Below are 23246 nucleotides of genomic sequence, written 5' to 3' on the forward strand. Positions count from 1 at the left end.
ACCCGCACTCCCATCCTCCAACACTCCATATTGGCTTATTTTTCAACCCGCGTAGTTCCATCGCGACCGGTCAGGACCCGCACGCGATCCCCGACAGCAAACATCACGTCGTCTTCCTGAACAACCGCAAGCACGTCTCCGTTATCAAGCTTCACGGTAATTTCAAGCCCATTGAATTTGGTCAGCTTTTCTTCAGCTGCATGGCCGGCCAATGCACCCAGTGCTGCGCCGCCCAACGCCGCCAGTGTAGAGCCTTTACCGCCGCCGATCGTACTGCCCGCGACTCCCCCGGCAATACCGCCGGCGGCCGCCCCGAGACCGGACTTGGAGCCTTCAACCAGAACCTCTTTAACAAATTCAACCGTGCCCAGACGAACCGTCATTGACTGACGGGCCTGATCGCGACTGTACACCTCGCCGGATTTACTGCTCACACAACCTGTTGCCAAAGCAACGACCGTTAAACCCGTGATAATTCCAAGTGTTTTCATGATCCCCCTCCTTGTTTCCAGCCATGATTCTACGCAGTTTTCCCAACCTTGGAAGCCGGAAGTTCCCGCGTGTAATCCTTTTCCCAAGCCCTGAAAAAAGAACCGGGATTTCCCAAACCTTGGAAAACCCCGGATCTTCATATGTTTATGACCGACAGCTTTACTCCTGCGGCAGATCGCGCACACCCATGCCTTTAATTTCCTGGAGACGATCAAAGACTTCCTTGCGGCGAATATTGAGTTTGTTGCCTTTGTTTTTGGAAGACTCCCAGTTAGCAACGGTCGGCAGACTGACTCCGGCCAGTTCTGCAAAAGCTTTCTGGGAAAGTTTCAGACGTTTGCGCATGGAACGAATTCCGGCAGCAGTAATCCATGCACGACCGGCGTCTTCCTCCGGCTCCGGCTGCGGCACTGCGGCACCGAGTTTTTCCAATTGACGAGCAAGCTGTTTGTTTTCTTTTTCAAGATCACCAAGCTGACGGCGCAAGTCAGCAATATATTTGCGCTGCGCGGCGTTCACCGATTTAATCGGAGAAAGCGCGGACTTAATCTCACTGCGGGCGATACGGGAAATTTCCGCTTTCAGTTCTTTCATTACATTCGCCATAAGATTTCCTTTCTTACATTTCTCTTATCGTTCCCTGAAAAGCAACAGCCTAACCCTTTGTATTGCAACAGTTAGAACAGAGAACCACTACCTTCGCTATTAAGTAGATCATAATAATCAGATTCTAAAAGCAAAAACTGTCAACTTTAAGAAGCGCATTGTCAGTGGTTTTAGACTGAATATCTGATCTGAATTTAAGCCGAACGAACCTCTTTTTTCTTTCTGATAATCAATTGCGCGATCATCAGGATCTGACTGGTGGTCCAGTAGAGAACAAGACCGGACGGCATCGTATAGAAGAAAAACAGCATCATAATCGGCATCATAACCGCCATCATCTTCTGTTGCTGCTGCTGTTCCGGTGTCGCAGCGGCTGAGCCAGTCGTCAGTTTCTGCTGCCACATCATGGTGGCCGCCATCAAAATCGGAAGAATGTTCAGGGAATCCCATCCAACCAGAGGAACGGTGAATGTCCCGGCGAAGAGGTTTTCCGGCTCTGAAAGGTCTTTGATCCAGAGGAATTTTGAAAAACGCAGCTCAATGGCACTGCGCAGAACACGGAACAACGCGATAAACACCGGAATCTGAATCAGCATGGGGAGGCAACCACCCATCGGATTGATTTTATGCTCCTTGTAAAACGCCATGGTCTCCTGCTGCATGCGCTGAGGATTATCTTTATATTTGGCCTGGATCTCTTTGATCTTCGGTTGAAATTCCTGCATGCGCTTCATGCTTTCGGTGCTCTTGTGTGTGAGCGGCCAGAAAAGCACGCGAACGATGATCGTCAGAATCAGAATCGCGATTCCGTAATTCCCAAAGGGAGCCAAATGAATCAAACCCCACAGCAAAGCCAGTTTGATGGGATACATAATCGGATTCATGAATTTCCAGAAACCGACGCTCTTAAACTCCATCACTTCGGACTGATTCATCCCCAGTGTTTTAAGGGACTCGAAATCCTTGGGACCGATATAAGCACGCACAGTGCGGGAAACCGTTTCATTTGCACCGACCAGCTCTTTATTGAACTGCAGGGCCGCTGAAACTTCCGACGCTTCCTGTTTTTTGCCTTCGCCTTCCCGACGGACGGTAAAGTCAAAACCGGTCGCAGTCTGCTCCGGAATCAGGATTTGGACAAAAAACTTGTTTTTCGCAGCAACCCAGTCAACAGGAGTGGTTGTGACCAGCTGCGGCGTGGTCGTAAATTCCAAAACGCCGGCGGAAATTTTTCGGAACTGTTTTGCCCAGTGCGTGATTCCTTCAACCGGAGCAAAAGTATCGACCCCCAGCGTCGTAATGCCTTTCATAGCGCTGGTGCCCTGCGGATTGCTCATCGGACCGGTAGGGAGCCGCAGCTCCGGCAGCGCCCACGGGACATCGGAGGTATTAACAAACTCATCCTCCACAACCAGTTGATACTCTCCTTCGAGAGCGAGCTTACGCTTAAAAAGCTGTCCGTCACCCAGTGATGCAGTATACACAATCCCGTCTTCTGTTTCCGTTAATGTTCCGGCAGCAAGCGGGAGCCCGCCATAACACAGGGCAGGAGCATTGGAAAAATTGAGCGTCAAAGGCGGACTGTCCGGTTCGTTCAATTCCGGGTAATCGTTCAGAACTGCAGAAACGATCGCTCCGCCGTGTGAGGAAACCGTCAGTTCGATCTGATCGTTGGATAACAAGAGCTGCTGTTCAGGAGCCAGCAGTTCATCGACCTTCTCTGCGACAGCATCCGCCGCGTCCTTAACTGCCGGAGCCGTCAGAGCGGGAGCGGCCTTCTCCCCGGCCGGAGCCGGAGCTTGTGCAGAACCCGTCTCAGCAACCGGCGGCTCCGGTGAAGAAACCGGTTTTTTTGTGCTCGGGAAGAAATACATCCAGCCGAACATCAGGACGAGAAGAATACCAACGATAATAAAATCAGTTTTTTTCATGTTTCTTTTTCTTCGTTTTCGGTTCCGGCACGGGATCAGTTCCGCCCGGATTCCACGGATGACAACGGCAAATGCGCCGCAAACTTAAATAAAGGCCGGTTACTATGCCATGCCTGCGCAGGGCTTCAATCGTATAATCGGAACAAGTCGGATAAAACCGGCAACGGGCGGGCATTATACAGGAGACCGTTTTCTGGTAAATCCGCACCAAAACGATAAGCAGGCGGCAAATCATTTGACCAGCCCCGCCTTTCCGGCCAGCCGCAGCATCTCTTTTTCCACATCCTCGTGAGAGGCAGAAAGAATATTGCGACGGGCAATAATCACCACATCCACTGCTCCGCCGAACTCCGGGCGATGTTCACGATAGACAGCACGCAGGATTCGACGGGCTCGATTGCGATCAACAGCCCGGTTACTCACCTTTTTACTGCTCACCACACCGAGCCGCAAAGAGGCACCCTCTCCCTGACGGAGCCAAATCACCATAAACCGGCCGACAAAACTCTTTTTCTGTGCAAAAGCCTCCCTGAACAGAGAGGCTTTTACGAGTCGTTGTTGTCTGGAAAGAGTATTTCCTGTCACCGGGAGTTCTCCGGTTGATCCTGTTTACGCATCGGCGACAGTCAGGCGCTTACGGCCTTTCTGGCGGCGGCGTTTCAGGATAGCGCGACCATCTGCAGTCTGCATGCGTTTGCGAAAACCGTGCTTACGGGCGCGTTTAATTTTTGAAGGTTGCCATGTACGTTTCATTGTTCAAATCTCCACTGAAATTCCCAAAAGAGCGCAACACAGTACCAGTTCGCGTCCCTGTGTCAAACTTTTTAACTGCACTTTAACCGCACCAAACGCTACTCTGCCGTTCAGGAGGAAAACAAATATGGCCGCCATCCTAGCGCTCGACCAGGGAACCAGCAGCTCACGAAGCATTGTTTTTGACGAAAACGGCGCCGTTCTCGGCACTGCACAGCAGGAATTTCCGCAGATTTATCCTCAATCCGGCTGGGTCGAACACGACCCTTCCGAACTCTGGAATTCCCAGCTCGAAACCGCCCGCCAAGCTCTCCTGCAGTCCGGAATCAGCGCTCCGGACGCCATCGGCATCACCAATCAGCGCGAAACCGTCGTCCTGTGGGACCGCGCCACCGGCGAGCCGCTCCATAACGCCATCGTCTGGCAGGACCGTCGCACCGCGCCGTTCATCGAACAGCTCAAGGCCGATGGATATGCCCCCCTCATCCGCAAAAAAACCGGACTGCTTCCCGACCCCTACTTTTCCGCCACAAAGATCGCATGGCTGCTCGACCATATCGACAGCGCGCGCGACCGCGCCCAACGCGGCGAGCTGGCCGCAGGAACCGTAGACAGCTGGATCCTCTGGAATCTCACCAAAGGCCGCGTCTTCGCCACCGACGTCACCAACGCCTCACGCACCTCTCTCTTCAACATTCATAGCTTAGACTGGGATCATGAGCTGCTGGACCTTTTTCGCGTGCCTCACACCGTTTTACCGGACGTTAAACCCTCCGGAGGGCTGTTTGCTGAAGATACCCTGCTCGGCGCCCCCGTCACAGGAATCGCCGGAGACCAGCACGCCGCGCTCTTCGGCCAGCTGTGCACCGAACCCGGCATGGCCAAAAACACCTATGGAACCGGATGCTTCATCCTCATGCAGACCGGCACCAACCCGGTCGCCAGCCGCAACCGCCTGCTCACCACCATCGCGTGGCAGCTCGAAGGCCGCCCCGCGAAATATGCACTTGAAGGAAGCATCTTCATCGCCGGAGCTGCCATCCAGTGGCTGCGCGACGGACTCGGCATCATCAGAACAGCGCCCGAAATCGACAAACTGGCAGCAACCGTCCCCGACAACGGCGGCGTCACTGTTGTGCCCGCATTTACCGGACTCGGCGCGCCGCACTGGAATCCGGACGCGCGCGGAATCATCAATGGGCTTTCGCGCGGAACCACAGCCGCGCACATCGCCTATGCCACGCTCGAATCCATCGCCTGCCAGTCCGCCGACGTACTGCGCGCCATGGAATCAGACACCGGAACCCCGATCAAAGAAATGCGCGTCGATGGCGGCGCCTCACAAAGCAATCTGCTCATGCAGATGCAAGCCGACCTCCTCGACATTCCGGTGCGACGGCCGAAAACCATCGAAACCACCGCCCTCGGTGCCGCCTATCTGGCAGGCATCGGGTCCAAGGTTTGGAAAAATACAGATGAACTGAAAAACCAGTGGCAAATCGACCGAACATTTGAAAGCGTCATCAGCGAGGCTGAACGCAAACAGATCCGATCGCGCTGGTCCAACGCCGTCAGCAAAGCCTGACGGACAGAATCACGATAAAAATTCATAATGCTGGCAACGAGTCGGTGGCTCATGCCGTGGCGGTCAACCAGAGAAACATTGTCGATTACGCAGTTCCAAACGTCCGGAACGCTCAAGCGTCAGCATTCCGTTTTCAACGGAACCTCTGCAGCTTGCGTTCGGTGGAATTTTCATAAGATTTGATATTCAGCATACGAAAAGGACTAAAGGCCAGGCCTGTAACATTGATGTTTCCATGTTCTGATTACTCTAGATTCAGCGGGCCGCCGGGTTTGTCCTGAATAATGGAATGGTCCGCAACGGTGTTTTTTTCGGGCCAGTCACGATTGTAGTGCAGGCCGCGGCTCTCCTTACGGCACTGAGCGGAACGAACAATCAGTTCCGCGACAGCGGCAAGGTTGCGCAGCTCGATCAGGTCGGCCGTCACCAGATATTCGCGGTAATAGCTTCGGATTTCTTCGCGAATGGTGTGAATACGTCGACGAGCGCGCCGAAGAAGCCGGTCGGAGCGCACGATGCCGACGTAGTCCCACATCACGGACCGCACTTCGTTCCAGTCGTGTTCCACCACAACCGCTTCTTCACTGGAAACCGCATCACCGCATTCCCATCGCGGAATCTCGACCCCATCAACTGAATTGTTTTTCCAAACCTTGGAAATTTTTTCGGCACACCGACACCCGCAGACCGTCGCTTCGAGCAGCGAATTGCTGGCCAGTCGGTTGGCGCCATGCAGACCGGTCGAAGCAACTTCGCCGATGGCATACAACCCCGGCATGGCAGTGGAACCATCCACATCGGCGACGACGCCGCCGCAGGAATAGTGCGCAGCCGGAACCACCGGCACCGGCGCGAGGGCCATATCGAACCCGAACTGCAGACAGGTTTTATAGAGCGTCGGGAAACGCTTCTGGAGAAAATCCGCATCGCGATGGGAAATGTCGAGATAGACAAACGGATCCCCGTACTTTTTCATGACGGAGTCGATGGCGCGCGCAGTTACATCGCGCGGAGCGAGTGCGCCGCGCGGATCAAAATCATATACGAACTCACGCCCCCGCCGGTCGATCAACCGGGCCCCTTCTCCGCGTACAGCTTCGGAAATCAGGAACGACTTTGCATCCGGATGATACAGGCAGGTGGGATGGAACTGAATCATCTCCATATCACGCAACGGAAGCCCGGCACGCCATGCCATGGCGATGCCGTCGCCGGTGGCGACGTCGGGGTTGGAAGTGTAAAGATATACCTTGCCCAGCCCGCCGGTTGCCAAAATCGTGGCAGGGGCGCGTACAGCCAAAATTTCACTGGTCGTTTTATCGAGAAAATAGCAGCCGACACAACGGTTTGGACCGGCCAGTCCGATCCAGCCGGTCGGAACCACATCAATCGCCAGCCAGTTTTCAACCAGCGTGATATTGGCATCTGCCCGAACCCGTTCCAACAGCCGCTTGATCACCTCTCCGCCGGTTACATCCCCGGCATGCAGCACGCGGCGGCGGGAGTGCCCGCCCTCCTGTCCAAGATCATATTCTTCCGGTTTGTCCGAGCGATGCTCAAAATGCACCCCCGCCGCTTCGAGCTGGGCAATACGGGCCGGACCGCCTTCAACAATGGCACGGACGGCGGCTTCCTCGCTGAGTCCGTTGCCGGTTTCCAGCGTATCGGCAATATGCTGAGCCATTGAGTCGTCAGGGTCCACCACACAGGAAATTCCGCCCTGAGCGTAACGGGTGTTCCCTTCCGCAGCCTCCTGCTTGGACACCACAAGCACTTTACCGTGTCGACTGAGCTCCAGCGCGGCGGTCAGTCCGGCCAGCCCGCTGCCGATAATCAAAAAATCTGTATCGCGTATCTGCATGAGTCGTCATTCACTTCTTTTAAAAAAGTGCTTTCTGAAAAGCCTCAGGTCTAATGTATTGAAAAAAGCTATCTCACTTTTTCCAACCATTGAAAACTAAAAACCGGAGCGTTTGACTCGAGGATTGTTTTTGTGTCGACTCAAAGAGCTGTGCTAAAAAGCGGTCCATTATGAAAAAGATAATTCTCCTCTTCGCTCTGACGGCCGGGTCTGTTTTTGCAGCAATGCCGGCCGAAAAGACTATTACCCATGTCAGCACGCCGTTTCAGCTCGGTTTTGATGAAAACCATTGCCTCTATCCGAAAGAATACGGTGTGCACGGACTGCGAATGAACTGTTTTTTTGTCGAAAACCGCTACATGCACGGTGTCGACCTCGGCTTTTGGAATGTTTCCGAGGACGCCGGCGGCTTTCAGTTCGCACTCTACCGCGCACAGACCTACAGCTTCGGCGGCATTCAGATTGCCGGCTGGAGCACAGAGACCAAACACGTCGGCGGCTTCCAGTTCGCCTTCGTTGAAACGGATGCAGAGGACGTGAACGGCATGCAGCTGACCGGCCTGCTCGGCAAAGCACGCGGCGTTGATGGATTCCAGATTTCCGGGCTTTCCGCGGTTTCGGAGTCCGAAACCGGCGAGGTTCTGATGAACGGCATGCAGATGGGGCTGTTTGAAGCCCGTGCTGAGAACATGAACGGAGTCCAGGTTGGCGGGGTCTTCAGCGAAGCCGAACTGGATGCCAACGGCATCCAGCTGGCCGCCCTGTTCGCGGAATCAACCGATACCCGCGGCGTACAGATCGGCGGACTGACCGCCCGAAGCAAACGGACCAAAGGAGTTCAGATCAGCGGCGTTCTGTCGCGCTCGGAACTGGATGCAGACGGCTTGCTGCAGGCGTCCGGAATTCTCGCGGAAACCGGCCAAATGAAAGGCTGCCTGCAGCTGGCCGGGATTGCGGCCAACGTCATCGGCGAATCCGACGGCGTACAGATCGGCGGAGCCAGCACCATGGCCGGATCGCTGAACGGATGGCAGACCTCGCTTCTGTGGAATTACGTGTTTGAACACGCCAACGGCCTGCAGCTCTCCGCAATTTACAACCACGCACAAAGTATACACGGCGTGCAGATCGGGCTGATCAACCATTGCTCACGACTGGAAGGCGTGCAAATCGGCCTTTTGAATACGGTTCAGGAAGCCCGTTTCAGCACCTGCCCGCTTCTCCGGGTCGATTTTTAGTTAACAAAAGGCTTTTCTTAGGCGCTGAGTCTGGCACAGTCCCGCGCTTTCGATAATGACAGCCCATCCGGGCGGAAAGGAACCAGCATGATCAAAAAAGGCGGAACCTATGTTGTGATGGGGCTTTTGAATACAGACTCCATCGCTTATGCCACCGGAAAAATGATTGAAGATCTCGGTGGAAAAGTAATTTATACCGTACAGAACGAGCGCATGAAACGGGTTTTCTTCGACCGCGGCTGCTCGGATCTTCCGCAGGAGATCAAAGACGAGATGGACATCCGCTACTGCGATGTCACCATCGAAAACGAAGTGCGCAACCTGTTCGACGGCATCGACTCTCTCGACGGGGTGGTTCACTCCATCGGATTTGCCAACCCGAAAACCTGTCTCGGCGACAAAGTCTACACCAATGCGTTCGAAGACATTAAACAGGGCTTTCACATCAGCTGCGCCTCGCTGGCAACCGTTGCCGAGTTCGCACAGCAGAAAATGAACAAAGGCGGATCGGTCGTCACGCTATCGTTTGCCTCGCAGCTGGCGTTCCCCTACTACAACTGGATGGGCGTCAACAAAGCCGCGCTCGAAGCGCTGGTACGCGCACTGGCACGCGAATACGGTCGCGAGCACGTCCGCGTCAATGCGGTTTCCGCCGGACCTCTGGCGACCAAGGCGGCCAAGTCGATTCCGCACTTTGCACACCTGGCCCGTACCTGGAAAAAAATCAGTCCGCTTCCTTGGGATGTCATCAACGACAAACAAGAGGTCGCCAACACGGTGGTGTTCATGCTGGGAGAGTACTCCAAGAAGATCACCGGCCAGACCATCTATGTGGACGGCGGAGCTTCCGCAGTCGGCGGCGAACTGCTCAAGCATGAAAAGCCGTTCAAAACCATGCCGGCCAAGAAGAAAAAAGCTGCCCAGGAACGACTGGAGCGCATGCGCGCCCTGCAGAAATCGCACCAGCAGTAAATTTTTCCAACCCTTGGAAAAAGAAAAGCCGCCCGTCGACGGGCGGCTTTTTTTGTGGATTGACCGAGCAGGTCAGAGCCCGGGACCGGAGATATAGCTCTGGAGGTTCCTGATTTCAAAATCCTTTTCATCCACCAGATATTTTACGATATCGCCCAGCGAAATAATGCCAGCCACTGTGCCATCCTCCACCACCGGCAGATGGCGGATCCGCTTGTCAGTCATAAGGCCCATGCATGTGTCGAGTTCGTCATCCGGCGTAACGGTCGTCAGGTTGGCTGACATAATTTCTTTTACAGCCCCCCCCTGGCCGCATTTATTCTTCAAATATAGTTTCCGGATAAAATCCCGCTCAGAAATAATCCCCACGAGTTGGTTTCCGTCCATCACGAGCGCGGTTCCGGCTGAAATTTTCGCCATTTTTTCAATGGCATCAAAAACAGGAGTGTCCGGGCTGACTGACAAAATCCCGGATTCTTTCTTTCCAATCACCTTGCTCACTGTGGACATAAGATACCCCTTTCGTTATTTGTTCCAAAACCGGAATGATTATAAAGAACAACAGCAAGCCCATCAAGCCCGATGAAAAACTTATCCATCTTTAAAAACAAGGGGGGGGGGGGGGGTATAAAAACCCGGTCGCCAAGGCATAAAAAAACCGCCCCGGAACTCCGGGACGGCCTCAGCAAACAATGCACCGGGGACTACAGCAGCTCCAGATCCGTCATCACCTTTTTCAGCTCTTCTTTCAGAGCATCTTCCATGGAACAAAGCGGAAGGCGATACACTTCTTTTGTTTTGCCCATCATCGCCAGCGCGGCTTTCACCGGAATGGGATTAGTATCGACAAACATGGCATCGAACAGCGGAAGATAGCGGTCGTGCAGCAGCTGAGCCGCATTCCACTGGCCGTCCAGCGCCGTATGCACCAGAGTGGCTACCACGCCCGGAACCACATTCGATGCCACGCTGATCAGGCCGGTGGCCCCATCGCGCATCATGGGCAATGCCAAACCGTCATCACCGGAAAGTACCTCGATGCTGCAGGCGTCCAGCGTCTGCTTCACTCGCGCCACATCGCCGCCAGCCTCTTTTACCGCCACCACCTTAGGGTGCTTCGCGAGCCGAGCGACGGTTTCAATGGCGATTTCCCGACTGGACCGACCGGGAACGTTGTACAGCACCACCGGAACGCCGAGGTCCGCAACCGCTGAAAAATGGCGGTAGAGCCCTTCCTGATTGGGCTTGTTGTAATACGGAGTCACCTGCAGGGTGGCGTCAATGCCAAGGTCTTTCGCCTGAGCGGTCAGCTCCAGCGCCTCAGCTGTTGAGTTGGCGCCGGTTCCGGCGATCACTTTTGCGCGGCCATTCACAAGATGAACGGTCTGCTCAATCACCTTCATGTGCTCCTGCGTATTGAGCGTGGGAGACTCCCCGGTAGTTCCAACCGGCACAATTCCGTCGATCCCGTTTTCAATCTGAAAATCAATCAGCTCACGCAACTTCCCGTAATCAACCGATTCATCGGCATTAAACGGGGTGATAATGGCTGTATGGGCTCCTTTTAACATCATAAATCCTCCAAGCTAAGGTAATCGGCATGAGGCATCAGTGCCGACTCCGAAGTTTTCCTGACAAAGCAATTAGCATTTTTTCAATTTCTACACAAAGTGCAAGGGCTTCCTTAACAATATCTTCATTCACGGGACAAAGTCGAACGGACAGCTCCAGCTGTGCCTACAGCTCATAAGAACTCAAACGAGACCTGCAGACAATTCTTCAACAACTGCAGATACGAGCCTGTAAAACCCATGGCTTTCTGCCGCACGATGAAGGTACGAAAACTCTTTATCTCCCCATTCACGCCTCAAAGGTCTCCAGACCTTTGAAATCCAGCGTGGCAAAATAGTCCTCGACCGTTTCCGCACGACGGATCTGGACGGTCGTTCCGTCCTCACGCAGCAGCAGCTCGGAAGAGCGAAGTTTTCCGTTATAGTTGAAGCCCATGGAATGGCCGTGCGCTCCGGCATCGTGAATAACAACGAGGTCGCCGATTTCCGGTTCCGCCAAAGCCCGGTCGATGGCAAACTTGTCGTTATTTTCGCACAGCGATCCGGTGACATCACAAACAAAGTCATGCGCCTGCTCTTCTTTTCCTGGCACGGTGATATGGTGATACGCACCATACATTCCCGGACGCATCAGGTTGGCCATGCAGGAATCCAGTCCGACATACTGCTTGTAGGTGTGCTTTTTGTGAAGCACCCGACTGACCAGCCAGCCGAAAGGACCGGTAACCATGCGACCGCACTCCATCCGCAGATCCAGCGACGTGAATCCCGCCGCTTCATACAGCTCGCGAATTCCCTCGCCAACCATTTGCAGGTCCACAGGCATCTCTTCCGGTTTATATGGGATTCCGATTCCTCCGCCGATATTGATAAATTCAAACTCAATCCCCAGTTCCGCCGACAGTTCTTTCACCAAATCAAACAGGATATGGGCGGTCTCAACGAAATACTTCGCATCCAGTTCGTTGGAGGCGACCATCGTATGCAGACCGAATCGTTTCACACCTTTGTCACGCAGAATTCGATAGCCCTCAAACAGCTGATCGCGGGTGAAGCCATACTTCGCCTCTTCCGGATTGCCAATGATCGCGTTGCCCTCTTTGAGCGGACCGGGGTTGTAGCGGAAGCAGACCAGTTCCGGAATTCCGGCACACTGTTCGAGAAACTCTATATGCGTAAGGTCGTCGAGGTTAATGATTGCCCCGAGCTCCACGGCTTTTTTGTATTCATAGGCCGGCGTGTCGTTTGACGTAAAAATAATCTCCTCGCCGCTCAGACCGATCGACTCAGACAGCAGCAGTTCGGGATACGACGAACAGTCCGCCCCAAACCCCTCGCTCTTCAGAATCTTCATCAGGTATGGGTTCGGCGTCGCCTTGACGGCAAAATATTCCTTGAAGCCCGGATTCCAGGCAAACGCCGCCTTCAGCGCACGGGCGTTTGCGCGAATCGCGGCCTCATCATACAGATGAAACGGCGTTGGAAATTCTTTAGTCAGCTCTTCGAGCTGTTCACGATTTAAAGGGCATTTCTTTTCTGACATTTATACTCTCCGGTTTCCAATGGCTGGAACCCTACTGCATAGGGACACTTCTGTCTTTCCAGACCTTGAAAAAGCACACAGGCCGCAGCGCCGTTGCTTCCAATCATTGGAAAAACAGCACACAGCCTTTTCCAATCCCTGAAAAAAATGAAGCAAAAACTTCCAGAGTTTAGAAACAAGTGGAGTCTGAACCCGATATTTTCGGAAATCAGACCGGGTCACTGATGATACCGGCGATCACTTCAACCTCAAGCAATCGGGAAAACAACGCCTGGCGAAGAATCCGCAGGTCGGTTACCAGTGATCGGGTGTGAGCGTAATAGAGCGCATCCATCTGCCGATCTATCTCAGCAAATGCGTCTGAATGAGTGAAGACGGCCGGAAAATAGCGATTTCCCTCGTTGAAGCCATCGGACCCGCAAGCTTTGGGGACCTGACCGCAAAGCCAAAGCTTCCCGGAAAGAACGCTGAGTAACTGGGGAAAACGATCCAGAGAAGCACCATAGAAAATCATCAGCAGCACGCTGGGCACGACATCGGTTGCCACAAAACAGGAGGTTACAATCCGTTTTCCGCCGATCCCCCACACCGGTTTTTTAATGAACACTCCAAGTCGCCGCAAACGGAGAACCGTATAAAGCAGAATGAACGGAACCAACTGAATCAGAACTAAAAACAACGCGCATTCCCAGCCGAAAACTGTGCGCAGGAAATCACGCATATAATTTTTCGACTGAGTATGGGCCACCAGCCAGGGGTCTTCGATATCGACAAAACTCCCGTCGGCAGGATCAATAATGCGGTTCCCGGCAACGATCTTTCCGTTGATTTCCAGATTCCGGCCGACATACGTGTCGGAAAGAATAATGCTCTCAGACAATTCGCTCTGACGATCAATCAGTACATGATCTGAAATAACAACATCCGGACCAACCGAACAAATCGCACCGAGGCGGCAGTCGTTGCCAATGGCCAAAGGCGGATTAAAAGAAACCGATGGCGGCGTGATGACATTATACCCGATCGCAGCACTGTCGGAGAACGAGTAGCCGCTGGAGAGATAGCGGTCCATTTCGCTCCGCACAATGGTCATATTCAAATCATAGTATTGGGAAATGTCATGGATTAATGTGATATCCAGCCCAACCTGCTTCGGAAAAAGGCATGACTGGCAGGTGCATCGTCCGTTCCGAATAAATGCATCCACCATTTCGGGATTGTCACTCACAAAGAAAGCGGGACTTCCATTTTCCGTATAACAGGCTCCGGGGAGCAGGTCTTTAAGCCGGTCCGAAGAGAAATCAGCCAAACGACGGGGGAACAGCGCTCCGGACAGATACAGGAGACCATCACGCCAACGCGCAGGATCACGAGCGAGGTATTCCTGCGGAGAATCCCCGGGACGAATGAAGCTGTAGTTGATATTCAGGCCCCATTTTTCGCCGTTGCCGCAAAACAACTCAATATGCTCGGCATCCTGGCCAAGAATCAGCTGCAGTTCCGTAATCCCAAGGTCTACACACAACTCAAGCCAATAGGTGAGTAAAGGGCGGCTGCCAACCGGCAACAGGGCCCAGGGCCGCTCGCCTAACACGGCGGCCCATGGCTGTCTGCTGCCTGTATAAAACACTGCCCTCATCACAGGAAACGTTCTGCGCAGCTATTCACCGGCGGCGCTGAGCGCTTCTTCAACCGTGTCGTAGATCTCAAACACCTTATATGCCCGCGTAATCTCAAACACCATGCGAGGTTTTTTCTGAAGACACGCCAATTTCATATCACCGCCGCGTTCTGTAATCCGTTTTAGAGCGGCAATCAGGGCCCCCAGGCCGGCACTGTCCATGAAATCCACGGCCGATAAATCAAACACAAAGTTTTTCACCGCAGCCTCTTCGGCCTGCCATGCGGCAAACTGTTCACGAAATGCTTCCACGGTCGCGGCGGTCAGCGGCCCCGACAGGCTGATCAGACCGGCCCCGTTTTCTTTGGTACATGCTACACTCATGATTTCTCTCCCTCTTCTTTATCAATACGCCCCGCGCCCTAAGAGGACAGCAGGTACAGTTTTTAACATAATTCGAATGTCGTTCCAGATACTGCGACTGTTGATGTATTCAAGATCCAGGTGAACCTGCTGTTCAAAAGGAATCTCCGACCGGCCGCCAATCTGCCACAGACAGGTCAGGCCCGGCTTCACATGGAGCCGTTTGCGGTCCTCCAGCGTATACTGAGCCACCTCTGAAGGCAAAGGCGGCCGCGGCCCGACCAAGGACAGATCTCCGGTGAGCACATTAAAAAACTGAGGCGTTTCATCAATACTGAATCGGCGAATAAAACGCCCGACGCGCGTAACACGGGGGTCCTGTTTCATCTTAAAGATCACCCCGTCGCTGGATTCATTCTGATTCATCAACTGCTCTCTGATACGATCGGCATCGCGACGCATCGAGCGGAACTTGTAGAAGTTAAAAACGCGCCCATTCATGCCGACGCGTGACTGCATATAAAAAACCGGCCACCCATCCTCGATCACAATGCACAACGCCGTCATAAGAAACAGCGGCATAAAAATGAGAATAGCGGACAGACTGCCAACAATATCAATCACTCTTTTGATCACCAGCAGACTGCTTAAAGCTCCCTCCCACAACAGCAGGCGCACGCGCTGCTGCCAGCGAAGACGCTTCACATCCGCTTTGGAAACGGGTAAATCCAGCGTTTTAAACAATTCCTGCCGAGCCTGATAGACCGATTCGTTCATGAGTCAGACTGTCTCCTGAAAAGGTAACTTACAACATTCCTGGAATCCCGTCTATAACGCTCCACAAAATCCGCCGCCACATTGGTAATAGCCAGTCCTCGGCCACCCTCTGCATACTGATCAAGTTCGAAATTTACAGATTCAGCCAAGGCATGATCCCATTCCCGCCCGGCATCGGAAAAAATCAGACGATAATCGCAGCCGTCCATCAGTAACTGAGTCCAAATCGCACTGGAAGCATCCAAACCGCTGTGTTCCACCACATTCATGGCATGCTCCATCGCAACAAGTCTGATCCGGGCCGCAATATCCTCTTCCTCATGCGTCAGAACCAGCTCCTCCATTTTCTCACAAACCATTGAAACAGAATCCATATCCACCGGAATCTCTGTTTCAAGCAACACACTGGAAGACTCAGTCATGCGAATAACCACTGCGGTACAATCATCGCTGCCAACCGCATAATTCTCGCTTTCAATCAGGTCCAGCAACGCCTCCGGTTTTTCAACCTTCGATGAATCAGACAGCACTTGAGAAAAAAACCGGCGCAGATTCTCTTCGCCGCACTCTTCGCCGGTTTCATGATGAGTCGCCTCACTCAATCCATCGGTGTAAAGCAGCATCTTCAGTTTCTCACAATGCTCAAGTATTGTCTGATCGCCCTCGTCGTATGGGCGATCAGGGCCCAGCGCCAGACCTACCGGAATTCCGCCGCCGCCCGCCGGAAAGGGAACCTGCTTTTCTCCACACACAAGTATCGGATCCGGATGACCGCAATTCATGCAGACCCATCGTTTGGGGATCGGCTCATAAAGAGCCATAAACATGGTTGCATAATACGCTGGATTGTTAATCGCCGCACAGAGACGAACATGTAGTTCGTTGCAGATATAGGCCGGTCCTCGCTCATAAAAAGAGCTGATCAGTTCGGTCGCAGACGCTTTCAGCATCGACGAAATCATGGCCGGAGCCACGCCATGACCGGATACGTCGGCCAGATAAACACAGCAACGCCCGTCCGGAAGATCCAGCACATCAAAAGCATCCCCGCCAATATCCATCGATGCTTTGTACTTCACCCGAATTTCAAATGACTTGGAAAAAAAAGGAGTATCTGAAAACATCGACTGCTGAATGGCTCCGGCCAGCTCCAGTTCATGGGACATTCGCCGCTTCCAGCGGGCAAGAGCCTCCCGACTGCGCTTCAAGGCAAGCGCATTCCCTACCCGGAGCACCAACTCCCGGGCATCAAAAGGCTTCCGGATATAATCCATGGCCCCGAGATCAAATCCTTTTTTGAGGTCATCAATGTGACCCTTGGCGGTAACCATGATCACGGGAATGTCGCGTGTAGCGGACAGCTCTTTAATGGCTCCGCACAGCTCAAAGCCGTCCATATTGGGCATTACAACATCGGCCAACACCAAATCCGGACGCTGGATATGCACAGTCTCCAGAGCTGTTGGTCCATCCGGAGCCATCAACACTTCGCAACCGTAGGATGACAGCAGCTTTTTCAGGTACAGGCGATTGGGAAGCTCATCATCCACCACCAGAACCGTTCCACCCAACCCCCCTCTGGAAAAATCCGGTACAGAGCGCGCCAAAGCCTGATCTGCCAAAGGGTTACTCATTGATTTGCAGTAACAAATTCACGGGACCACTGGACCAAAGCCAGGCAGAGGGTTTTGCTTCGATCCTGATCTCCGGACCGAACCGCCAGCTCAATATCCTGAGCAAGCACAGAAATCTCCGGAAGCCCCATGGTCCCCCCCATCCCTTTCACAGAATGCGCGGCCACCCGGATCTTTTCCTCGTCCGATTCATCCAATCCGGCCTGCAGGTCTCCTCCGACCCGGGCAAGCTCTTCACAAAAAGCACCGATCAGTTCCTGATCCATCTCAAAGGTTTCAACTTCGAACTGGCTGATTCTGCCGTCGAGGTCAGGAACCAGTTCACGAACCATCTCGATTGCGCGCGGGATTGCTGTCATACTTTCACCTTATTGCTGATCGTCAAATACAGGTGCGCAGGATAACCCTTTTTACAGAAGAGAGGCAAGCCTTTCACCGAACAGGGAATTTAAAAGCAAGAGATTGAAGCCGCACGCTCATTACGCCAAGATACCAGGACTGTTTATGCAAAATGTATCTATAGATTACCCTGCTGTTCCATGGGAGCCGGATTGGCGGCTTTGCTCCGAACCGGAAGATTCTGTACGTTTCATAACCCAAAACATTCCGGGCGCAATTACAACGCCGGGCTCCGACTGGACGCTGCAGCTGACTAAACCGTCTCTTCCATTACGCTCGCGGCTGTTTCATAACGGTCTTTCGATCCATATACGCAAACAGAAAAAAAACAAAAGCATTACTGCATTTTCAACCGGAAATGGAATCCTGAACGGATTGGTTACCGGACTTCCAATGCCGGAACTATCAGGCAGTGAACAATCCTCGCCGACTGCCGGCGAAACATGGATCAGAAAACCAGGCAACAACACCCTGCTGCTCTGTAAGGAATCCCGCTTTGTTCTGATCACAGGAAATCTCCCCGACGAACTGGCCATTGCAAAAGCGGAAGAAGCCCTCGACCAGAATTTTGATGCCATCGCTGCAGACGAAACGAAACAGCGCGAACGCATTTCAAAACTGTTCAGCATTAACCCCCGCCACAACCCGCCGGTCGCACTGGCCGCGGAAACCCTGCACCAGCGACTGCGAGGCCGCACACCGTCAATACACGGAGTCTGGAGCACATCAGACGGGTTCGAAAACGAAACCTTTTCCCTGAACGAGCTTTATCCGTTGACCCGAGCATGGCTGCTGCTCTGTCCGGAAACAGCACTTGAGCTGGTGCAGACGGCTCTTGCGCTTCAGCTTCCATCAGGGGGATTCCCTGCATGGATCAACGACCAGGGAGCCGTTTCGTCCGTTGCTCCGTGGCCCATGATGATCCAAAGCTTTGAGCTGGCCTGGCAAAAAGAGTCGAATTCAGCTCTGCTGAAAAAACATCTTCCGGCGATGCGTAAATACATGCAGTGGGCTCTCCGTTACTACGATCCCCACCGCGACCGAATTCCCGCCTGGCAAAGTGACATGGAGGTATTTGTTCCGAACAGCTTTGAGCGCAACAAAGCCACTCCCGACCTGACCGTCATGCTCATGGGAGAACTGGAGGCGTTGCTGCGCCTCTGCCGGAAAAACGAATATGCCCAAACCGCAATAGATCAGCTGAACGAAGAACACGCACAGCTGACCCATACCCTGACCAGCGTCTTCTGGAACCCGGAAACCAAAGCATTTTCCAATGTTTGGAAAGATGGACACATTCTCCATGAACCCTCTTTCGGTTCATTCACCCCGCTGTGCCGCCCCGACCTCCCTGCTCAATTCAAGAGCCCTCTGCTCGAAAACTTTGAAGAAACCCATGGTTTTCCCGGCCGCGATAACCCATCCAGCTGGAAAAAAGAACAAATTGATGACACGACGCACCTCCCGGCCATTCAACAGTTTATGGCCTTTGACGCCCTGCGGTGCTCCGATGACGGCCGGGCCCTGCTGATGCTTTTTGTCCGCCGGGCACGCGAAGGATTCGCAGCATGGTTCGAACGGGAACGTATTGATACCGCCCGGCACGAAGCTCACGAAGAACGCTCCGAAAAACACATTTTTTCTCTCGGCCCCATCACAGCAGCCCTGATCCTGACCACTCAGAAGGAATTTCAGCGCGAAGCCGTCAAAAATGCTCCGGCAGTTAAAACCCTGCAGCGCTGGGCCCACCGCTTTCGTTTCGATGCAACCGACCTGCGTATTATCATTGGGGTCGGCATTACTATTCTGCTCGTACACTTGCTGTACCACCCGATCCGGCCCGCCAACGAGGCCACCCGCATGTCCGAAGCAGCCCTCAACTACAAACAGGGCAACTTAACCAAAGCTCTGCAGATCTGCCGACAGTATCCGGACAATCCGCTCTCCTGCTTCCTGAGAGCCAACCTGATGATGCTTACAGAAAACCCCGCCGAAGCGGAAAAGCTGTACCTGAAAACACTGAACGAAAAGATTGAAAGCCCATCAGCCCTTTTCGGATACGCTCTGTCTCTGCAAATGAATGAAAAATTTGATCTGGCGATTCGCCGATACAATGACTTCATCGATATCCATGAAGCAAAACTGAGAAACCCCAATCAAACAGACCTGATTGACCTGGCTTATGAATACCTGCGTTTGACAGAAGAAAAATTCACGAAACCACCAAAATGGAAACGGGCCTATATGCTTCCGGAAATGAATGACCTTGGATTATGAGGTTTACCCCAACGCCATTCCCTATTATTTTCAGCGATATGAAAAAACAGCTTCTCTACTCAATCTTTCTCGTCGCAGCACTGCTCTCAGCGGCCTGCCACCGCAATGACATCCGGACAGAAACCTTTCAGATTGAACAGCTCCGGTCTGACGAAGGAGTTCAACTGATCGCCAAAGCTCTGAAAACACTGCCCGGAATCCAGGAAATCCGACCGAACCTGGAAACCCACACCCTGACCGTTGTTTTCAACGGACGCATGCTCTACCTGAAAAACATCGAATACACTATCGTTCACGCAGGCTTCAGCCTGCCGTACTGGCCCGCTCCGGATGAAGCCAAAGCCAGCCTTCCCGAGGAGCTTCAGTAATGAAATATTGCCTGACCAGTCGCTCCGCCGACACCGTCGCAAAAGACGCGCTCATCGTATTCGTCGAAGACAAAAAACCTCTTTCTGAGCAACCCGAAGCACTCTCCAGACTGCTGACTGAACAAATCAAAAAAAATCAGTTCAGCGGCGACGCCCTGCAAACAGCGGTTTTTCCAAGCTTTGGAAAAATCAAGGCAGAGCGGATTATCCTGGCAGGCCTCGGAGCCAATAAGGTATTTCGCATGGAGACGCTGGAGCGCGCGGCGGCGGCTGTACGCGCAGGCATTCAGGCCGGAGCAAAAAACTTCGCCATAGCCGCCTGTCCGGGAAACAACAGCCCTGAATCCCTCCACGCAGTCGCGCGCGGCGCAGCCTGGGGAACGTACAGCTTTACCACGTTCAAAACCGGCAAAAAAACCGGCACGTCCTGCTCGCTGACTTTCTCCGGCATCACTAAGCACACAGCCGCCTTCCGCAAGGCGCTGACCGACGCTGACGCCGAAAGCAAAGCGCTTCTTTCCACCGCCGATCTTGCCAATCTGCCGGGCAATATCGCCACGCCGCAAAAAATCGCCAGCTGGTCTCGCTCCATGGCAAAAGAGAACGGACTCACCTGCTCCGTGCTCAGCAAGGCGGAACTCAAAAAACAGCACTGCAACGCTCTGCTCGCCGTGGCCGCAGGCAGCGATCTGGACGCAAAAATCATCACGCTCAAACACAAGGGAACCGACCCTAAAGCCAAACCGGTTGTGCTGGTGGGCAAAACCATCACCTTCGATTCCGGCGGAATTTCGCTCAAGCCCGGCAAGAACATGGGATGGATGCTCTACGACAAATGCGGAGGGATGGCGGTGCTGACTGCAATGCAGATGGTTGCCCGCCTCAAACTGAAAACTCCTGTAATCGGCATATTGACTGTCGCAGAGAACATGCCCAGCGGCGGCGCCACCCGCCCGGGGGACATCGTCAAATCACGTTCCGGGAAAACCATCGAAATTCTCAACACTGATGCCGAAGGTCGGCTGGCACTCTGCGATGCGCTCGACCTGGCACTGACGCATAAACCCGCGGCAGTGGTGGATCTGGCAACATTAACCGGCGCAGTCATTGTCGCGCTCGGCCACACCGCATCGGCGGTTATCGGCAACAACAGCAACCTCACTGAAAAGCTGACGCAATCCGCCGAAGCCGCAGGCGAACGCCTCTGGGAACTGCCGCTGTGGCAGGAGTACAAAGACCAAATGAAGGGCACTTTCGCCGATCTGCAGAATATCGGAAAAGACGGCACCGCCGGCACCATTACCGCCGGAGCATTCCTGAGTGAGTTTGTGCCCGAAAATATTCCGTGGGCGCACATCGACATTGCCGGAACCGCATGGGTGGAAAGCCCGAAACCATGGATGGCTCCCGGAGCCACGCTCTACGGCGCACGCACGCTGATTGAATGGATTAAAAATCTCTGATGGATCTTAACGGAAAACGAGCGTTAGTTACCGGAGGTGCAGTCCGGATCGGTCGCGCAATTTCTGAAGCACTGGCCGATGCGGGCGCAGAGGTGATTGTGCATTTCCGAAGTTCAGAAAAAGCAGCGAAGGCTTTGGGGCCGAATGTGATCCAGGCTGATCTGGATGATCCGGCGCAATGCGAGAACCTGATCCAGAAGGCTTCTGAGCGGTTCGGTCCACTGGACATCCTCGTTAATAACGCAGCCGTGTTTCACCAGTGCAGCCTGAGGGAATCCACTCAGGAGGCGGTGCTTAAAGAACTCCAGCCGAACCTGTTTGCGCCGCTGACGCTCATCCGTGAATTTGCAAAACAGAAGCGGCCCGGAAAAATCATCAATCTGCTTGATCGACGCATCACCAGTCATGACACCGCATATGTACCTTATATGCTGAGCAAGAAAAGTCTCGAAGAACTGACCAAGCTGGCTGCACTGGAGCTGGCCCCCGAAACTACAGTGAATGCAATTGCTCCCGGCGCAGTCCTTCCACCGCCTGACAAAAAGGATGACACCACCTGGGAACCCGCAGGCGTAATCCCGCTCGATAAGCGTCCTGCGCCAAAAGACATTGCAAATGCGGTTGTTTATCTTCTGGAAACCGACATCATCACCGGCCAGACGCTTTTCATCGATGGCGGCCAGCATTTGACAGGCTGAGGCTACCCAGAAAACCAGTCAAACCCCTTTTCTTCAGCATGATTCCGGGCAAAATGCAGTCCTTGTTTAACCTGCATTTTTGTCATTCTGGTCAACAGCCCGTCGGCCTGAGCTCCAGCAGATCGATGGCCTCGGGCCGCGGCAAGCATATAGAAGCCATATGCCTTGGGAAGAAAAGAAGGAACCCCGGCTCCCGACTCATAACATTGACCAGCAAAATATAATCCGCCGGACTCTCCCTGGTCTGCGGCCTTCAAATACCACTCGGCAGCTTTAACTCGATTCTGCTGAACAATAATACCATCGCGATAATAATGCCCCACTTCGACCTGAGCTGGAGAGAATCCAGATTCAGCAGATTGCATTAACATGTTAAGTGCTCTTGCACGCTCCTTCAACACCCCGCGCCCGGTCTTATACCGGAGGGCTGCTTTGTACAGCGCAATCGGATCACCGGATCCTGCCATTTTACAAACCAGCCATCCTCGATTCCTTAAAATACAACATAGACTTTTCAACACAATAACCGCCGCCAGCACCACGGAGAAAACCCAAAAGGCCGGTTTCAAAAGCATCCGGAACAGAAAGGCAGCAATCGCCTTGCGATACAGCCCGAAAGCTTCTTTAGTGGATCGCTCAACTCCACTGCCAGAAAGATAAAGAGAGCCCAAACGAACCGTGGCCATTATATGGCCCTCTTTAGAAGCAGACTGAAGCAACTCAACCGGATCAGATGAATCAAGACATAACTCAGGACGGTGAAGCCAACGCACAGCCAGTTCGTATTTTTGGGCAGCGGATCCCGAAACCAAACAGTCTTCAACAGACGAATTCGGCGAAGCAAAAGAAGTCCCGAAAGAAAAGAGCAGGCACCCTAAAACATATTTGAAGAAAAAACGATTGACCATACCTCTACAGGAGCCGAGATCCGGCACCTGTCCTCATAAATTAACAAATCCCCTAAAACAAAACCCATTAGGACTGGCGCCAGATGTTAATCACGAAGAAATAGTCATCAATCATTTTCTGTTAAAAAATTTCCAGATACAGAAAAGAAAAATCAGCAATGCTCACCCAAAACGATTCATTCGCAG

At 53.2% G+C, this 23246-nt stretch carries 23 protein-coding genes; 7 read left to right on the top strand and 16 right to left on the bottom strand.

Translation table 11 applies throughout. The features are described 5' to 3' along the window. Positions 1 to 35 precede the first annotated feature (35 nt). From GT409_RS01525 to rpmH, 6 genes are all read right to left on the bottom strand, one after another. Positions 36 to 491 (bottom strand): outer membrane lipoprotein, encoded by a 456-nt coding sequence (locus tag GT409_RS01525; RefSeq protein ID WP_160626240.1) that lies wholly within the window; start codon positions 489 to 491, stop codon positions 36 to 38. Positions 492 to 651: 160 nt separating this feature from the next. Beyond that, entirely contained in the window at positions 652 to 1098 is a 447-nt protein-coding gene (locus tag GT409_RS01530; protein ID WP_160626241.1) for a helix-turn-helix domain-containing protein, read from the bottom strand. Positions 1099 to 1292: 194 nt separating this feature from the next. Next, entirely contained in the window at positions 1293 to 3029 is a 1737-nt protein-coding gene (gene yidC / locus GT409_RS01535; protein WP_160626243.1) for a membrane protein insertase YidC, read from the bottom strand. Beyond that, positions 3016 to 3264: a membrane protein insertion efficiency factor YidD gene (gene yidD / locus GT409_RS01540; RefSeq protein WP_160626245.1), complete on the bottom strand. Its 249-nt coding sequence runs from the start codon at positions 3262 to 3264 to the stop codon at positions 3016 to 3018. Before yidD ends, yidC begins: the two co-directional genes overlap by 14 nt. Then, entirely contained in the window at positions 3261 to 3614 is a 354-nt protein-coding gene (gene rnpA / locus GT409_RS01545; protein ID WP_160626248.1) for a ribonuclease P protein component, read from the bottom strand. Before rnpA ends, yidD begins: the two co-directional genes overlap by 4 nt. Positions 3615 to 3638: 24 nt before the next feature. Then, entirely contained in the window at positions 3639 to 3782 is a 144-nt protein-coding gene (gene rpmH, locus GT409_RS01550; RefSeq protein WP_160626249.1) for a 50S ribosomal protein L34, read from the bottom strand. A 127-nt stretch (positions 3783 to 3909) separates the two neighbouring features. Here rpmH and glpK point away from each other — a divergent pair, with 127 nt between their 5' ends. Continuing rightward, positions 3910 to 5367, top strand: a complete 1458-nt coding sequence (gene glpK / locus GT409_RS01555) for a glycerol kinase GlpK (protein WP_160626250.1) — start codon at positions 3910 to 3912, stop codon at positions 5365 to 5367. A 244-nt stretch (positions 5368 to 5611) separates the two neighbouring features. Here the strand turns inward: glpK and nadB are convergent, their stop codons facing one another. Then, complete coding sequence (gene nadB, locus GT409_RS01560) at positions 5612 to 7228, bottom strand: L-aspartate oxidase (RefSeq protein ID WP_160626253.1); 1617 nt, start codon at positions 7226 to 7228, stop codon at positions 5612 to 5614. A 170-nt stretch (positions 7229 to 7398) separates the two neighbouring features. On the opposite strand from nadB, the gene GT409_RS01565 reads away from it, so the two are divergent. Together GT409_RS01565 and GT409_RS01570 are read left to right on the top strand one after the other, a co-directional pair. Beyond that, a complete protein-coding gene (locus tag GT409_RS01565) occupies positions 7399 to 8466 on the top strand; it encodes a hypothetical protein (protein WP_160626255.1) in 1068 nt (355 codons plus the stop codon). A gap of 87 nt (positions 8467 to 8553) precedes the next feature. After that, the gene (locus GT409_RS01570) at positions 8554 to 9438 is read left to right on the top strand and encodes an enoyl-ACP reductase FabI (RefSeq protein ID WP_160626257.1); all 885 of its coding nucleotides are present in this window, start codon (positions 8554 to 8556) and stop codon (positions 9436 to 9438) included. A 72-nt stretch (positions 9439 to 9510) separates the two neighbouring features. Here the strand turns inward: GT409_RS01570 and GT409_RS01575 are convergent, their stop codons facing one another. From GT409_RS01575 to GT409_RS01610, 8 genes are all read right to left on the bottom strand, one after another. After that, positions 9511 to 9948: a CBS domain-containing protein gene (locus tag GT409_RS01575; protein WP_160626259.1), complete on the bottom strand. Its 438-nt coding sequence runs from the start codon at positions 9946 to 9948 to the stop codon at positions 9511 to 9513. 194 nt (positions 9949 to 10142) lie between these two features. Then, entirely contained in the window at positions 10143 to 11009 is an 867-nt protein-coding gene (dapA, locus tag GT409_RS01580) for a 4-hydroxy-tetrahydrodipicolinate synthase (protein ID WP_160630028.1), read from the bottom strand. Between the two features lie 289 nt (positions 11010 to 11298). Next, positions 11299 to 12552, bottom strand: coding sequence for a diaminopimelate decarboxylase (locus tag GT409_RS01585; RefSeq protein ID WP_160626277.1), 1254 nt, complete (start codon positions 12550 to 12552; stop codon positions 11299 to 11301). 208 nt (positions 12553 to 12760) lie between these two features. Continuing rightward, positions 12761 to 14191: a glycosyltransferase gene (locus GT409_RS01590; protein ID WP_160626279.1), complete on the bottom strand. Its 1431-nt coding sequence runs from the start codon at positions 14189 to 14191 to the stop codon at positions 12761 to 12763. A 21-nt stretch (positions 14192 to 14212) separates the two neighbouring features. Next, positions 14213 to 14557 carry an STAS domain-containing protein gene (locus GT409_RS01595; RefSeq protein WP_160626281.1) on the bottom strand — a complete coding sequence of 115 codons (345 nt, stop codon included), beginning with the start codon at positions 14555 to 14557 and terminating at the stop codon, positions 14213 to 14215. A gap of 21 nt (positions 14558 to 14578) precedes the next feature. Next, positions 14579 to 15313 (bottom strand): sugar transferase, encoded by a 735-nt coding sequence (locus GT409_RS01600; protein WP_160626283.1) that lies wholly within the window; start codon positions 15311 to 15313, stop codon positions 14579 to 14581. Beyond that, complete coding sequence (locus tag GT409_RS01605; protein WP_160626285.1) at positions 15310 to 16947, bottom strand: ATP-binding SpoIIE family protein phosphatase; 1638 nt, start codon at positions 16945 to 16947, stop codon at positions 15310 to 15312. The genes GT409_RS01600 and GT409_RS01605 overlap by 4 nt, the downstream gene beginning before the upstream one ends. After that, positions 16944 to 17306, bottom strand: coding sequence for an Hpt domain-containing protein (locus GT409_RS01610; RefSeq protein ID WP_160626287.1), 363 nt, complete (start codon positions 17304 to 17306; stop codon positions 16944 to 16946). Before GT409_RS01610 ends, GT409_RS01605 begins: the two co-directional genes overlap by 4 nt. 145 nt (positions 17307 to 17451) lie before the next feature. Between GT409_RS01610 and GT409_RS01615 the strand changes: the two genes are divergently transcribed. Genes GT409_RS01615 through GT409_RS01630 form a run of 4 tightly spaced genes read left to right on the top strand, consistent with a single transcriptional unit; the run spans position 17452 to position 22152 of the window. Further along, positions 17452 to 19623, top strand: coding sequence for a hypothetical protein (locus tag GT409_RS01615; protein WP_160626288.1), 2172 nt, complete (start codon positions 17452 to 17454; stop codon positions 19621 to 19623). A gap of 38 nt (positions 19624 to 19661) precedes the next feature. Then, positions 19662 to 19991, top strand: a complete 330-nt coding sequence (locus tag GT409_RS01620; RefSeq protein ID WP_160626290.1) for a cation transporter — start codon at positions 19662 to 19664, stop codon at positions 19989 to 19991. Further along, the gene (locus tag GT409_RS01625) at positions 19991 to 21454 is read left to right on the top strand and encodes a leucyl aminopeptidase (protein ID WP_160626292.1); all 1464 of its coding nucleotides are present in this window, start codon (positions 19991 to 19993) and stop codon (positions 21452 to 21454) included. Before GT409_RS01620 ends, GT409_RS01625 begins: the two co-directional genes overlap by 1 nt. Continuing rightward, complete coding sequence (locus tag GT409_RS01630) at positions 21454 to 22152, top strand: SDR family oxidoreductase (RefSeq protein ID WP_160626294.1); 699 nt, start codon at positions 21454 to 21456, stop codon at positions 22150 to 22152. The genes GT409_RS01625 and GT409_RS01630 overlap by 1 nt, the downstream gene beginning before the upstream one ends. Positions 22153 to 22154: 2 nt before the next feature. On the opposite strand, the gene GT409_RS01635 is transcribed toward GT409_RS01630, so the two are convergent. Next, positions 22155 to 23060: a tetratricopeptide repeat protein gene (locus tag GT409_RS01635; protein ID WP_160626295.1), complete on the bottom strand. Its 906-nt coding sequence runs from the start codon at positions 23058 to 23060 to the stop codon at positions 22155 to 22157. Between the last annotated feature and the right edge of the window lie 186 nt (positions 23061 to 23246).

Origin of the sequence: Tichowtungia aerotolerans (genome assembly GCF_009905215.1) — a bacterium.
Taxonomy (GTDB): domain Bacteria; phylum Verrucomicrobiota; class Kiritimatiellia; order Kiritimatiellales; family Tichowtungiaceae; genus Tichowtungia; species Tichowtungia aerotolerans.